Below are 15,817 nucleotides of genomic sequence, written 5' to 3'. Positions count from 1 at the left end.
AGTTGTAAAACCAATGTTAGAGTTAATTGGGATGGCAGAAGGTGTCGCCAGAGTAGCTACTACAAACGTTATGATGACGCAACGCGGACCAATGTTTTTAAGTGATACTTCTATAAATATAGATCCTACAGCTAAAGATTTAGCAAAGATTGCTAGGATGACCTCTAGAGTCACAAAAATGTTTGGGATAGAGCCTGTAACCGCAATGATTTCATATTCTAATTTTGGGTCTTCAGAAAATCCTAGGGCTGAGAAAGTAAGGGAAGCGGTTGCTTATTTGCATAAAGCTTATCCAGAAATGTTAGTGGATGGAGAGTTACAAACCGATTTTGCTTTAAACTCAAAAATGTTGCAGGATATTTTTCCGTTTTCAAAATTAGCTGGTCGTAAAGTGAATACGCTTATTTTTCCGAATTTAGATTCAGCAAATATTACTTATAAACTATTGAAAGAGTTAAATAATGCAGAATCAATTGGGCCAATAATGATGGGTATTGCTAAACCAGTACATATATTACAATTAGGAGCAAGTGTAGATGAAATTGTGAATATGGCTGCAATTTCCGTTATAGATGCGCAAGAGCGCGATAGAAAGCAGCACGTGTAGTAATGTTCTAAGTGTTTATCTTATCCTAATAAATGCAAATAATTTTATTACATTTGGTTTTTTAACTTTTTGTTATAAATGATCACACATATAGAGGGTAAACTCGTAGAAAAAAATCCAACAGATGTTGTAATTGACTGCAATGGTGTTGGGTACTTTATAAATATATCTTTTCACACATTTTCTCAAATTCCGGATAAAGAGCATTTAAGGCTTTATACGCACTTACAAGTGCGTGAAGATGCTCACAGTCTTTATGGTTTCTCTTCGAAAACGGAACGCGAAATATTTAAATTATTAATTTCAGTGAGTGGTATTGGTGCAAATACGGCACGTACTATGTTATCTTCGTTAACACCAGACCAAGTTAAGGAAGGGATTGCAGGTGGAGACGTATCGCTAATACAAAGCGTAAAAGGAATTGGACTTAAAACAGCACAACGCGTTATTATAGATTTAAAAGATAAAGTGTTAAAAGTTTATGGATTAGACGAACTTTCTTTGTCAACAAACAATACAGACAAGGAAGAAGCGTTATCTGCTTTAGAAGTTTTAGGATTTAACAAAAAACAGTCCGAAAAAGTTGTCGATAAAATTTTACAAGCCCAACCAGATGCCCTTGTAGAGCAAATTATTAAAGAAGCTCTAAAAAACTTATAATGCAATTAAATAATATTAATAATAATCATCCATTTTCCAATAGGTTTTATTGTGTTTTGGCATTTGTGATGCTAATTGGCAGTTCGTTATTTGCGCAAGAGACGGAAACAGAAACAGAACAAGATAGTACCGCTACGACGTTTTCTTTTGGAAAATTAAACATGCCAAATCCTAGCAGTATCGTTTCAAAATATGAATATGATCCTATATTAGATCGTTATATCTATACAGAGAAAATAGGAAGTTTTAATATTAATTACCCGCTTATATTAACACCAGAAGAATATCAGAAACTTGTTTTAGAAGAAAAACTTAAGGCTTACTATAAGAAAATGGCAGATGCCAAAGCTGGACAAAAAGAAGGTTCTGAAGAAGATCAGAAAAATTTATTACCAGAGTTTTACGTTAACTCAGGATTATTTGAATCTATTTTTGGTGGGAATACCATAAATGTAATTCCGCAAGGATCAGTAGAGGTAGATTTAGGGGTTCTGTTTTCTAAACAAGATAACCCATCATTTTCTCCCAGAAACAGAACCAATTTTACTTTTGATTTTGATCAAAGAATAAGTTTAAGTTTATTAGGCAAAGTAGGAACAAGGCTTCAGGTAACCGCAAATTATGATACAGAAGCGACTTTCGATTTTCAACAAGTTGTAAAATTAGAATACACACCAACCGAAGATGATATTATTAGAAAAATTGAGGTTGGTAATGTAAACATGCCACTAAATAGTTCGCTTATAACAGGTGCGCAAAGTTTGTTTGGTGTAAAAACAGAATTACAGTTTGGTAAAACAAGAGTGACAGCTGTTTTTTCTGAGCAACAATCTCAAGCTAAATCTGTCATAGCTGAAGGCGGAGGAACGGTAGAAGAGTTTGAGTTTTTCGCAAGAGACTATGATGAAAATAGACACTTCTTTCTTGCGCAGTATTTTCAAGAAACTTACGATAAAGCACTATTACAATATCCGTTTATAGATAATCAAGGCCTTCAAATTACAAGAGTAGAACTTTGGGTTACTAATAGAAATAACCAAACAGAGAATGTAAGAAATATTGTTGCTTTTCAAGATTTAGGAGAGTCTTCTGCAGATAATATTGGTTTAGACCCAGTTCCGGCTGGTTTTGTGAATTTTCCAGGTGCCAAACCAAATAATAAAAATAATGATTTTGATCCTACAAGTATAGGTGTTGGTGGCTCGCTATTAACAGAAGCTGTTAGAAATATTACCTCAGTAGAAAACGGCATTAATGTGGCTGTTAATGAAGGATTTGATTACGGAAAATTAGAATCTGCAAGAAAATTAACAGAAGGACAAGAATATGTATTAAATGCAGACTTAGGATATGTGTCGTTAAATCAGCGTTTACTTAATGATGAAGTTTTGGCAGTAGCATTCCAATATACAATAGGCGGCGAAGTTTTTCAAGTTGGTGAATTTGCTAATGATGGTGTAGAAGCAACAACCGTAGATGATTCATCAGGAAGTCAAGTTGTAAATAATCAAAGTTTAGTCTTAAAAATGTTGAAAAGTGCAGTTACTGCTGTAGATCAACCTATTTGGGATTTAATGATGAAAAACATTTATGATACAGGCGCTTTTCAATTAAGTCAAGAAGATTTTAAATTAAACATATTTTACACGGAAGCCTCTGCACTTAACTATATAAATCCGGTTGAAGGCACTGTATTTCCTACATTTGATAATAATACGCCTTACACAGGTGACGATTCTGAAATAAACCAAACGCCATTAATAAGACTTTTTCATTTAGACCAACTTAACTATAATAATGACCCTCAAGAACAAGGAGATGGTTTCTTTGATTACGTAGAAGGACAAACGGTTTTATCTCAAAACGGAAAGATAATATTTACAAAAACAGAGCCTTTTGGACGATATCTCTTCGATGTGTTAGATGATGACGGTAACCCAAATAATAACGAGACAGATTACGAAGATATAACTGACACGCAAAGTGGTTATAATGATAACCAGAAAAAATATGTTTACGATATTCTTTATAAGTCTACCAAAACGGCAGCACTAGATGAAGCTGAGAAGAATAAATTTCAAATTAAAGGACGTTATACAAGTAGTGGAGGAGATTCTGGTATTCCTATAGGTGCGTTTAATGTTCCTAGAGGATCTGTGACTGTTACTGCTGGTGGACGTGTGTTAGTTGAAGGCGTAGATTATACGGTAAACTATCAATTAGGACGTGTAGAAATTTTAGATGAAGCATTAAAAGCATCTAATACACCTATAAACGTTTCTGTTGAAAATAATGCTGTTTTTGGGCAACAAACCAAACGTTTTACAGGTATAAACATAGAACACCAATTTGATGAAAATTTTGTTTTAGGAGCTACTTTATTAAATTTAAATGAGCGACCTATAACTCAAAAAGCAAATTATAACTCAGAGCCAATTAATAACACCATTTTTGGTTTTAATGGTAATTACTCAACTGAGGTTCCTTTTTTAACGAGGTTAGCTAATAAACTTCCAAATATAGACACAGATGTACCGAGTAATCTTTCTGTAAGAGGTGAGTTTGCTTATTTATTGCCAGGTGCGCCAAATGGTACTGATTTAAACGGTGAAGCTACAGCTTACATTGATGATTTTGAAGGCACACAAGGTTCAATAGATTTATTAAGTCCACTTTCGTGGACGCTATCTAGTCGTCCTGTAGGTTTAGGTAGAACATATGCTGGTTTTGATAGTGAAGATAAACAAGGGATTCAAAATGGTTTTGATAGAGCACATTTAAACTGGTACACAATTGATCCTATTTTTTTCAGTAATCTTCGACCTGATGGTATGACAGATGATGATGTTTCTGATGTTTATACAAGACGCGTATTTATAGATGAAATTTTTCCTTTGCAAGATATTGTACAAGGACAAACCTCAGTAATAAACACTTTAGATTTAGCTTATTATCCAACGGAACGTGGACCTTATAATTTTGATTCTGATGCTGCGGATAATGTATTAGATACGCCTAGTGATAGTTGGGCAGGGATTACAAGACAAATTACATCCACAGATTTTGAACAAGCTAACGTAGAATATATCGAATTTTGGGTGCAAGATCCTTTTTTAGATAATACAACAAGTACAGGAGGTAAGCTTTTTATAAATCTTGGAAATATTTCTGAAGATGTATTAAAAGATGGAAAAAAGCAATACGAAAATGGTCTGCCAGATGATGGTGATATTTCAGATTTACTTCTTCAAAACCCAATTACAGAAGAGAATCCTTATGTAGTTCCGCAAAACCAATCTTTAATATACACCTTTGCAACAACAGGAGACCAAAGAACCAATCAAGATGTTGGTTTTGATGGTTATGATGATGTTGAAGAAGGACAGATGTTGACGACCATTTATGGTCAAAATGATTTTGGTGAAGATCCAGCAAATGATAACTATTCTTATTATTTAAACGAGGAAGGAGGCATTTTTGAGCGTTATAAAAAGTATAACGGTTTGCAAGGGAATACACCAGATACATTTACAGATACCAATAGAGGTTCTACAACCTTACCAGATGTAGAAGATATCAATAGAGATAACACAATGAATACCATTGATAGTTATTTTGAGTACGAAATTGAAATTACACCTGCTAGTCTTGCAGACCCTAACAATCCATATATCAATGATATAAAAACACCAGCGCCAAGTGGTTCTGTAACATTGCCAAATGGTGATGTGAGAACTGATGTTAAATGGTATCAATTCAGAATTCCTATTAATGAAGAAACTAGGCGAATAGGTGGTATTACAGATATTAGATCTGTACGTTTTGCTCGATTATACGTTACGGATTTTACAGAAAAAACAGTACTACGTTTTGCAACATTAGATTTGGTACGTAGTGATTGGAGACGTTATGGATTAGATTTAGATAACGACGATACAAACAACAGTGCAGATCCAGATTTTAACGTTGGTATCGTTGGTATTCAGGAAAATAACGGGAATTATGAAACACCACCAGGAATTGTAAGAGAAGAATTAAACAATAACAATACTATTATAAGACAAAATGAACAATCATTAGTCTTACAAGCTTGTGACTTAGAACCAACAGATTCAAAAGGGGTTTATAAAAATATAAGTCTTGATATGCGTCAGTACAAACGTCTAAGAATGTTTTTGCATGCTGAAGCGCAAGAAGGTCAAATTCTTGAAGAAGGCGAAATGACTGCTTTTATAAGAATGGGTAACGATTTAACTGAGAACTTTTATCAAGTTGAAGTACCATTATTACCATCAGATTTAGCAGATGGAACAGGTGCTGAACAAATTTGGCCAGATGAAAATGAAATTAATATTTCACTTGAAGCTTTTCAGCAAATAAAGTCAAAAGGTATTTTTGATCAAACCCTTACTAATGAAGATCCAACCTTTTATAATGTTATAGATGGTACAGTTAGTGAGAATGCTGTAGATGAGTTTTCTCCACTTGCAATTGGTCAGCAGAGAGTAGCCATAAAAGGAAATCCAAATTTTGGAGATATTAGAGTGTTAATGGTTGGTGTTAAAAACAGTAATGCGGCAACCACTATGGAAAATGTCTGTGGTGAAGTATGGTTTAATGAATTACGAATGTCTGGTCTAGAAAATGAAGGTGGATGGGCAGCCGTTGTAAGTATGGACACTAATCTTGCAGACTTTGCAGATATAAGTGCAACTGGAAGAAGAAGTACTGTAGGTTTTGGAGGTATAGAACAAGGACCAAATGAACGTAGTTTAGAAGACGTGCAACAATATGATGTAGTAACCAATGTACAGTTAGGGCAATTATTGCCTAAAAAATGGGGTGTGCAGATTCCATTTAATTATGCACAAAGTGAAGAATTAGTAACACCTAAGTTTGATCAATATTATAATGATCTTACATTAGAGTCTAGATTAGATGCTGCCGAAACTAGTGCAGATGAAGATAGAATTAGAGAGCAATCAGAAGATTATACCAAACGTAAGAGTATTAATTTTATTGGTGTTAGAAAGCAAAAAACTGGTGATGCAGAGAAGCACTTCTACGATGTAGAAAATGTAACTTTAAACTATTCTTACAACAAAGTTGAGCATCGAGATTTTGAAATTGAAAATTCATTAGATCAAACCGTAAGAGCTGGTGCAAATTATAATTATGCTTTTGAGCCTTTAAAAGTAGAACCATTTAAAAAGAACGATTCTCTATTCACTGGGAAGTATTGGAAGATTTTAAAAGATTTTAATCTTAATTTATTACCATCGAGTTTCTCTGTAAATACAGAGATTAATAGACAATTTAGCAAACAAAAATTTAGAGAAGTAGAACTAGGAGGCGATAATATTGGCATAGAAGAGTTGTTCAGAAGAAACTATACTTTCGATTTTCAGTATGCGATTAATTACAATTTAACTGATGCTTTAAGTTTAAATTTTTCAGCTTCAAATACTAATATCGTTCGAAATTACTTTATTGATGATCGTATTAGCGGTTTACAAGATCCGGATTTAAATGTTTGGGATGGTTTTTTCGATTTTGGAGATCCAAATTTTCAAACACAACAGCTTCAAGTTAATTATGAATTGCCATTATATAAAATTCCTGCGTTAAGCTTTTTAAGAGCAACATATTCTTATAATGGTGCTTTTCAATGGCAAAAAGGATCTGATTTAAATGAAGGCTTGGAAGTAGAAGATCCTGATAATCCAGGCGTTTATAACACTTATAATTTAGGACATTCTATACAGAACTCTAATACACATAGTCTTAACTCTACCTTAAATATGGAAACATTATATAAGACCGTAGGATTGGTAAGAAAAGGTAAGAAGAGAAGTCGAGGGCGTACACGTACTACAACTACTAGAAGCAGATCTACAAGAGACAATGCCAATGAGGATACTAAGGATAAAGCTAAAGACCCAAACAAATTAAGTACAGGAGAAAAAGCGTATAATACCGTTGTAGATATCGTAACTATGGTAAAACGAATTCAGTTAGGTTACACTGAAAACAATGGAACATTTTTACCAGGATATATGCAAACACCTGGTTTTGTGGGTACTTTAAAGCCAACGGTTGGTTACACTTTTGGTAGCCAGCGAGATATTAGAGAACTCGCAGCAAGAAATGGTTGGTTAACTGTTTTTCCAGATCTCAACCAACAATATACAGAAGTGAAAAATACATCGTTGGTGTTTTCTGCTAATTTAGAACCTATGCAAGATCTAAAAATAGACCTAACGGGTAATAGAACTTTTGCAGAAAATATTTCTGAAAACTTTGAAGCTCCAGATGATGATCTTGATGGATTTAGTGATAGATATGAAAGTTTGCTAACCAATTCTTTTGGAAATTTCAATATTTCCACAGCATTGATAAAAACGGCATTTAATGCAAGTGATGAGAATCAATCTGCAACATTTGATGATTTTAGAGCAAATAGATTAATCATTGCAAATCGTTTAGCTAAAGAGTTTTATGGAGACACACCTTATTCTACGGATGCTGAAGGTTATCCCGAAGGTTTTGGTAAAAACAGTCAGCGCGTTTTATTGCCAGCATTTTTGTCGGCATACCAAGGTACCAATCCAGATAAAGTAAGTACAGACGCATTTAGAGACATACCAATACCAAATTGGACGTTGAAATATACAGGGCTAATGAAAATTCCATGGTTTAAAAAGACGTTTAGACGTTTTTCTATTCAGCATGGCTATAGGTCAAGTTATACAATTAATCAATTTAGAACCAACTTAGATTACACAGCAGGAGATGGTAACCAAGCATATATTGATCAATTAGATGAATCATTAGATGCTTCGGGTAATTTTAAAAATGAAACGCTTTACAGTAATATAAATCTTGAAGAGCAATTTAGTCCATTAATCCGATTAGATTTTGAAATGAAAAATTCTATTAAAGTCTTGGCAGAAGTAAAAACGGATAGAATGTTGTCATTAAGTTTTGATAATAACCTATTAACTGAAATTCAAGGTAAAGAATATACATTAGGATTGGGATACCGAATAAAAGATTTGAGAATTCGATCGCAATTAGCAGGACCAAAACAAATTGTGGTAAGTGATTTAAATATGCGAGCAGATATTTCTGTGCGAGATAATAAAACTATTATTAGATATTTAGATTTAGAAAACAATCAAATTACTGCTGGTCAAACAATTTGGGGCTTAAAGTATACAGCAGATTATGCATTTAGTAAAAACTTAACGGCTATTTTCTATTTTGATTATACCTTTTCAGATTTTGCAATTTCTACTTCTTTTCCGCAAACCTCAGTTAGGTCAGGAATTACTCTGCGCTATAATTTTGGAAATTAAGTTTGAATTGATACCATTAAAAAATTACATTTGTTCCATTAATTATATAATAGAGTAAAAATGAATATACCATCAGAATTAAAGTACACAAAAGATCACGAATGGGTAAAGATTGAAGGCGATGTTGCCACAATTGGAATTACTGATTTTGCACAAGGAGAACTTGGTGATATTGTATATGTAGAAGTAGATACCTTAGATGAAACTTTAGACATCGAAGAAGTATTTGGTACAGTTGAAGCTGTAAAAACAGTTTCAGATTTATTTTTGCCATTAACAGGAGAGATTATAGAATTTAATGAAGGTTTAGAGGATGAGCCAGAAAAAGTAAATTCTGATCCTTATGGTGATGGTTGGATGATTAAATTGAAATTCACAGATGCTTCACAAGTAGAAGGTTTATTATCTGCAGAAGATTATAAAGCTTTAATTAGTGGTTAAAAAAGTACTGTTAGCGCTCTCTGTAACGTATACATTGGCACTAATAATAGCAAGTTTAATAACGCTAAAAGGTGTACCAAGTTTAGGGTCGTCGTTTGATGATAAAATTTATCATGTAATAGCTTATGCTGGTTTAGCATTTTTATGGGCTAATTACTTCAAACCATTTAAAACAAAATATACACCTTTTTACGTTTTTTTCTGCGCTGCTTTTCTAGGCTTTATACTAGAGTTACTTCAATATGCGGTAAACCCAAATAGAACTTATGATACTTACGATTTAATAGCTAATAGTATTGGAGCTATGTTTGGTACGTTAATTGCATTACAATTAAATATTGATAAATTAAAATAACTTAAAGCCTTGCTTATTTTACAATAAATTAGTTAAATTAGCGATGTTATAATAAACTAAGACACTATGGAACCTAAAAAGAATCCGAAATCAGACGTTAGCCGTAACAGCTCGCTGTACTTTGCTGTTGGTCTTGCCTTAATGTTGGGTATTACGTACATGGCAATTAATTATAAAACTTACGATAAAAGTGCAATTGTTGCAGATTCACTTAATTTAGATGATGAATTAGAGGAAGAAGTGCCAATTACAGAACAAATTGTAACACCTCCACCTCCACCTCCACCACCACCTGCTGCTCCAGAAATTATTGAAGTTGTAGAAGATGAAGTAGAGGTAGAAGAAACGGTAATAGAATCTACAGAAACTGAAATGGAAACAGAAATTGTTGAAATTGAAGAAGTAGAGGTTGTAGAAGTTGAAGAAGACTTAGAAGTCCCTTTTAACGTAATTGAAAATGTAGCCGTTTTTCCAGGATGTGAAAAGAAGAAAGGAAATGCAGCTAAAAAAGAATGTATGAATGAGAAGGTAAATAAATTCATTGGTAAAAAGTTTAATACAGACTTAGCTAGTGATTTAGGATTGCCTCCAGGTAAAAAGAGAATTTTTGTTCAGTTTAAAGTAAACAAATCTGGTAACATTACTAGTATTGTAGCTCGTGGTCCGCATCCAGGATTAGAGAAAGAAGCAAAAAGAGTTATTGGTCAATTACCTAAAATGAAACCTGGAAAACAAAGAGGAAAAGCTGTGGTTATGCCATTCTCTATTCCAATTGTATTCCAAGTACAAGACTAAGAAATAGATACTTTTTTAAGTAATAAAAAATCCCGTTCAAAATTAATTGGACGGGATTTTCGTTTTGGTACGCTTATTGTGACTTTGACATAATATTAACATTTAAATAATAGTATTATGAACAATTCTAAAAAAGACTTCGGTATTGCTGGTCAGAGCACTACTGAAGCAAAGAAATCACAAAAGCATGATGCAAATTTACAAAAAAACTCAACCCTTTATTTTCAAATAGGGTTGATTCTTTGTTTATTGGGTACATATGCACTTTTTGAAATGCAATTTCAAGAAACAAAATTCAAATTAGCTGAAGACACCGCTTCGGTAGAACCCATTGTTATTGATCATGTGCCGCCTTTTGTCGTTGAGGTGGTAAAACCTAAAGTTGTAGAAGTAGCACCAACAACAGAACTAAAAGATGTATTTAAGGTTGTTAAGGATGATGTACCTGTTGAGGAAAAGATTATTAAAACTCCAGATGACCCAATGACTACAAACGATCCTATTAAAGTTGACGATATAACGGTTATTGATGAGCCAGATGTGTTAGAAACCATTCCGTTTATACTCATTGAAAAAGTACCTGTTTATCCTGGTTGTGAAAAGTATAAAACTAACGATGATCGTAAAAAATGTATGTCAGAACGCATTTCAAAATTAATTAATAGAAAATTTAATACGGGTCTTGGTACTAAGTATGGTCTTTCTGGTAGACAAAAAATACATACACAATTTACTATAGATAAAAATGGCAATATAGCTGATGTAAAAATTAGAGCGCCACATCCTGTTTTAGAAAGTGAAGCAAAACGTGTTATTAATAAAATTCCTCATATGGAACCAGGCTTGCAACGTAAAGTTCCTGTTGGTGTCATTTATAACCTACCAATAGTATTTGATGTTAGAGACTAATACATTTGTACAATTATAAATAAGAACCGTTATTTTAAAATAACGGTTTTTTTTATGCGTTATTTGGGTTTAAGGTTACTAAAAAAATTAAGTATCTTTCGCACATTAAAAATTAGTCCTTTATGAAGCGCATTGTGCTATTTGTTTTTCTGTTTGTGTATAGCTTGGGTTATGCGCAAAACCTATCTTCATATGAAAAACCACCAGTATTTAAAGAATGTGATTCCATGGCTGTGGAGCAATTAAAATCTTGCTTCAACTTTACTTTAAATTCTTTTATTTATGAGAATTTTAAAGTGCCTCAAATTGTAACAGATGAATCTTATAATGGTAATGTACAGTTGTTGTTTGAGGTTACCAATACAGGGAAATTCAAAATAATATATGCAGATGCTATATATGATGAGTTAAAGACGGAAAGCAAACGTATATTCAATTTGCTTCCAGAGATAGAACCAGCGACTTATAATGGTAATCCAACATTTACACAATACAGTCTTAGTATAGCTATTCCTTTAACGCAGCCAGTGAAGGAAAATAATCAATCAACTGCAGAAACTAATACCATACAGCAGGATAGTCTTAACGCTACCTTATCTGATGAACTAGATAAACTTGAAAAAGAAATCAAACCATATGAAGATTTAGAATATTCAAGTCAATTAAACATTCCGTTTACACATTCTTACTATGCGCGTTTTGATGCAGAAATGAATGCTATAGGCACAAACAGTCATACAGGAGCAAAACCTTTTATTTATAGTGATGTAGCAAGATATTACGATATAAAAGCTGAAAATAAAAGTTTAGAAAAGGATACAGACACTTGGTTAGGAAGAAAAACTTTGAATGAGCATTTAGTAGAGGTGCAAGGTAAAGATTATTGGTTTACGGTAGATCCTATTTTAGATTTACAGGTAGGAAAGGATACGGGTTCTGATATTGGTTCTACCTGGAATAATACGCGAGGTGTTTTTATACAAGCAGGTATAGGTAAACGCTTTAATTTTACAACTTCGGTTTATGAAAGTCAAGGTAGGTTTGCAGATTATTTTAATGCGTATGCTGAAAGTTTAAAGGCTTTTGGTCCAGATCCTGCAATTATTCCTGGTCGTGGAATCGCTAAACGCTTCAAGGGTAACGCTTACGATTATCCAGTTGCAGAGGCTTATTTGTCTTATACACCAGCAGATTTTTTAAATGTACAGTTTGGTCATGGAAAGAACTTTATTGGTGATGGTTACCGTTCGTTATTGCAAAGTGATGTTGCTAGTCCTTATCCCTTTTTAAAACTAAACACCACCTTCTGGAAAATAAAATATACAAGTACATGGATGTGGTTAAAAGATGTAAGGCCAGAGGTTGTAGTAGATAAAGCGTTTTTAACGAAATATATGGCTAATCATTATTTAAGTTGGAATGTAAACAAACGATTAAATATAGGTTTATTTGAATCGGTTATTTGGGAAGATTCTAATGGAAGAGGTTTTGATGTTAATTATTTAAATCCTATTATATTTTTTAGAGCCATAGAGTTTCAAACTGGGCAAGGAGCAGGTAATGCCATTTTAGGTTTAAGTTCAAAATACAAATGGAATAACAAGGTAAATCTGTATGGCCAATTTATATTAGATGAATTTTCATTAAGTGACGTAACAGGAGGAAATAAGAGCTGGAAGAACAAATTTGGGTTTCAGTTAGGCGCAAAATATTATAACGCATTTAAAGTAGATAATTTACTCTTACAGGCGGAATATAACCAAGTAAGACCATATACCTATTCGCATAATACGCAGACGTTAAACTACGCACATTTTAATCAGCCAATGGCACATCTTTGGGGAGCAAACTTTAGAGAATTTGTTTTAATTGGTCGCTATAATTATAAACGTTGGTTTGGCGATGCCAAAATGATTATTGGTCAACGAGGTTTAGATTATAATACAGATGAAGATTCGTTTTCATATGGTGGCGATATTTACAGAAATTATAATGATAGAAATGCTGATACAGGCATTATAATAGGGCAAGGCAATAAAACCAATAGTTTTATGGCAGAACTACAAGCGGGTTATGTAGTTAACCCAACGACTAATCTTAAACTATTTACCAATATAATGTATAGAGATTATAATCCTGATACTGTAAATGCAACCACAGTTAGAAATGGATCTGTTTGGTTTAATATTGGTGTAAGAACAGATTTATTTAATTGGTATAATGATTTTTAGGTGAAGAAGGCAAGTTAGATTTTTCTTAATTTAATATGTTATATCCGTTGTTAGCTGCAAGTTAGAGAAACATTGAATTCCAAATTATGCCAATATTTACAAAAGAGAAATTTTCAAACCTTGCTGAAAGAAAAGCAACTTCAAGAGGAAAAAGCCTATATTCTGTTCTGAACGAAGCTAAAGTTGAGTTAAAGACATCTTCAAAAATTGGAATCTTTTTATCTCATTCTCACAAAGACAAAAACCTAATAAAAGAAGTAATCTCATTTTTTAAAGGCGTTAATGTTTCTGTTTATGTAGATTGGATGGATGATGGTATGCCCGAAAAAACCAGCGGAGAAACAGCTCTAAAAATTAAATCAAAAATTATCACAAATGACAAATTCATACTACTTGCTACTAATGATGCAGTAATTTCAAAGTGGTGTAATTGGGAATTAGGTATTGGCGATACTTTTAAGTTCTCAAAAGATAATCTTCTCATATTACCACTTTCTGAAAATAGTGGAACTTGGAATGGAAACGAATATTTACAAATTTATCCAAGAATTGAATCAGTAATTCAAAACGGTAATGAAATTTATGATACTATTTTCAGAATAAAATACCCAGACGGAACAACAAAATGGCTACACGAATGGATAAAAGAATAAAATATGGAGAATAAAAGAAAACATTTAGAATTTATTCAATTGGTTATAACCAGAATGAATGTGAACTCTTTTCTATTGAAAGGTTGGTCTGTAACTTTAGTTGCAGCTCTATTTGCTTTTGCAGCCAAAGATTCAGATATAAGCTATGTTATAATTACTTATATCTCGACACCTATTTTTTGGTTACTCGATGCCTACTATTTGAGTTTAGAAAGACAATATCGTGGATTGTACAATTCTGTAAAAATAAAGGATGAAGAAAATATTGACTTTGATATGAATGCTAAACCATATGACAAGAAAAAAAATACTTGGTTATCGTCTATTTTTTCAATTACACTTCTATTTTTTTATGGAGGTTTAACTGCTATTACTTTAATAATAATGTTAGTAATAAATTAAAGAATGGCTAAAAGAGTATTTTTCAGTTTTCATTACGATGATGTAAAATCATTTAGAGCAAATGTGGTTAGACAACATTGGGTAACTAAACCGAATAGAGAAGTTGCTGGTTTTTTTGATGCATCAATTTGGGAAAAGGCTAAAAAAGAAGGTTTCATAGCATTGAAACGAATGATTAATTCAGGATTAAAGAATACTTCAAATACTTGTGTTTTGATTGGTACTGAAACATATAAAAGACCTTGGGTAAGATATGAGATTTTTAAGTCATTTGTTAGAGGCAACCATATCATCGGTGTTCACATCAATGGAATTAGAGATAGAAATAAGCAAACAAAAAACACAGGAAAAAACCCTTTTAGCTATTTAGGTTATAGATACAATGATTCTGGAACTCATATTACTTTTTTTGAATATTTAAATGGTAAATGGGTTGAGTATTCATCAGTTGATAATAAGTCAACTTTTAAACTGACAAAAGCAAAACCATCAAAGAAAAATGAATTTGTCAAATTTTCTGATTTATACAAAACGTATTTATGGAATAAGGACAAAGGATATGAAAACTTTGGTACTTGGATAAAATAACCAGCAGCTAACACCGTATATAATTAATGGCTAGTTTGAGCTTGCTTACGAAAGTCCTCGCGGTCTTTCTATCTGGTTTTTATTTGCTAAATTAGTTACTTAAACACGCCACTAATCATATACAAACACGTTGGCAACAGTTTTTTATTATTTCATACATTTTTTATGAACGTTCAAAAATAGCATCTATGTCATCTTCATATGAAGTTCCCGAATTGTAACTTCCTCCCGTTTCTCCATCATACTCATAATCTTCATTTTCTAGATAAGTTATCGCCATATCATCTATATCTAAACTAGATATAATGTTTGAAGTACTAAATTCAATCTTTTCTAAAACATTTTCATTAAAATTTTCTAAAAACGAATCTAAAGTAGCGGATATATCAGATTCAACTCCTCTTTTATCGAGGTCAAAATCAGGGTAATTTTGACGATTAATGTAACTCCCGAAATCAATATCTAGATCGTTATTTTTGACTATATCTTCTAAATATAGTTCAATGTGATTCTCAACTTGAGAAAGGATATTTTCGTCATTAATTTCAAATTTATCTATAAAATTTAAAAGTTCAATTAATTCGTCTTCATCTAAAAAGTCTTCGATAAAATTATATAAAAACTTAAAATCTTCAAATTCTATTTCGGGGTCAAAATCTGCTAATATTGATAATAATTCAGATAAATTATTTCCTTTAGGATTAGGAGCGTTTACTAAGTTGTTTAAAAAAACTTCTATTTTTTTATTTAAGTTTTCATTAAAGAAATCTATATACGAAAGTAGTATTAAGTAATCCCAATCTTCTTCTTTCATTTTA

At 32.5% G+C, this 15,817-nt stretch carries 12 protein-coding genes; 11 read left to right on the top strand and 1 reads right to left on the bottom strand.

Annotation, left to right across the window (positions count from 1 at the left end; genetic code table 11):
* The 11 genes from ACJBCC_RS14475 to ACJBCC_RS14425 all read left to right on the top strand — a co-directional run.
* Positions 1 to 607, top strand: a 607-nt coding sequence (locus ACJBCC_RS14475; protein WP_407557589.1) for a phosphate acyltransferase, incomplete at its 5' end; no start/stop codon positions are given.
* Between the two features lie 78 nt (positions 608 to 685).
* On the top strand, positions 686 to 1,267 hold the full coding sequence (ruvA, locus tag ACJBCC_RS14470) for a Holliday junction branch migration protein RuvA (RefSeq protein WP_299098685.1): 582 nt from the start codon (positions 686 to 688) through the stop codon (positions 1,265 to 1,267).
* The gene (sprA, locus tag ACJBCC_RS14465) at positions 1,267 to 8,625 is read left to right on the top strand and encodes a cell surface protein SprA (RefSeq protein ID WP_407557588.1); all 7,359 of its coding nucleotides are present in this window, start codon (positions 1,267 to 1,269) and stop codon (positions 8,623 to 8,625) included. Before ruvA ends, sprA begins: the two co-directional genes overlap by 1 nt.
* Positions 8,626 to 8,685: 60 nt before the next feature.
* Positions 8,686 to 9,066 carry a glycine cleavage system protein GcvH gene (gcvH, locus tag ACJBCC_RS14460; RefSeq protein ID WP_299098689.1) on the top strand — a complete coding sequence of 127 codons (381 nt, stop codon included), beginning with the start codon at positions 8,686 to 8,688 and terminating at the stop codon, positions 9,064 to 9,066.
* On the top strand, positions 9,059 to 9,421 hold the full coding sequence (locus ACJBCC_RS14455; RefSeq protein ID WP_299098691.1) for a VanZ family protein: 363 nt from the start codon (positions 9,059 to 9,061) through the stop codon (positions 9,419 to 9,421). Before gcvH ends, ACJBCC_RS14455 begins: the two co-directional genes overlap by 8 nt.
* Before the next feature lie 66 nt (positions 9,422 to 9,487).
* Positions 9,488 to 10,216: an energy transducer TonB gene (locus ACJBCC_RS14450; RefSeq protein WP_299098694.1), complete on the top strand. Its 729-nt coding sequence runs from the start codon at positions 9,488 to 9,490 to the stop codon at positions 10,214 to 10,216.
* Between the two features lie 117 nt (positions 10,217 to 10,333).
* A complete protein-coding gene (locus ACJBCC_RS14445; protein ID WP_407557587.1) occupies positions 10,334 to 11,125 on the top strand; it encodes an energy transducer TonB in 792 nt (263 codons plus the stop codon).
* A gap of 122 nt (positions 11,126 to 11,247) precedes the next feature.
* On the top strand, positions 11,248 to 13,356 hold the full coding sequence (locus tag ACJBCC_RS14440) for a gliding motility protein RemB (RefSeq protein WP_299098698.1): 2,109 nt from the start codon (positions 11,248 to 11,250) through the stop codon (positions 13,354 to 13,356).
* 86 nt (positions 13,357 to 13,442) lie between these two features.
* On the top strand, positions 13,443 to 14,009 hold the full coding sequence (locus ACJBCC_RS14435) for a TIR domain-containing protein (RefSeq protein WP_407557586.1): 567 nt from the start codon (positions 13,443 to 13,445) through the stop codon (positions 14,007 to 14,009).
* Positions 14,010 to 14,012: 3 nt separating this feature from the next.
* A complete protein-coding gene (locus tag ACJBCC_RS14430; RefSeq protein ID WP_407557585.1) occupies positions 14,013 to 14,411 on the top strand; it encodes a hypothetical protein in 399 nt (132 codons plus the stop codon).
* A 3-nt stretch (positions 14,412 to 14,414) separates the two neighbouring features.
* On the top strand, positions 14,415 to 14,999 hold the full coding sequence (locus tag ACJBCC_RS14425) for a TIR domain-containing protein (RefSeq protein WP_407557584.1): 585 nt from the start codon (positions 14,415 to 14,417) through the stop codon (positions 14,997 to 14,999).
* Between the two features lie 163 nt (positions 15,000 to 15,162).
* Here the strand turns inward: ACJBCC_RS14425 and ACJBCC_RS14420 are convergent.
* A partial coding sequence (locus tag ACJBCC_RS14420; RefSeq protein WP_407557583.1) for a hypothetical protein occupies positions 15,163 to 15,817 on the bottom strand: 655 nt, incomplete at its 5' end.

The organism is Winogradskyella sp. 4-2091 (assembly GCF_045765065.1).
Classification (GTDB): Bacteria; Bacteroidota; Bacteroidia; order Flavobacteriales; family Flavobacteriaceae; genus Winogradskyella.
This window is presented reverse-complemented; position numbering and strand designations above follow the sequence as displayed.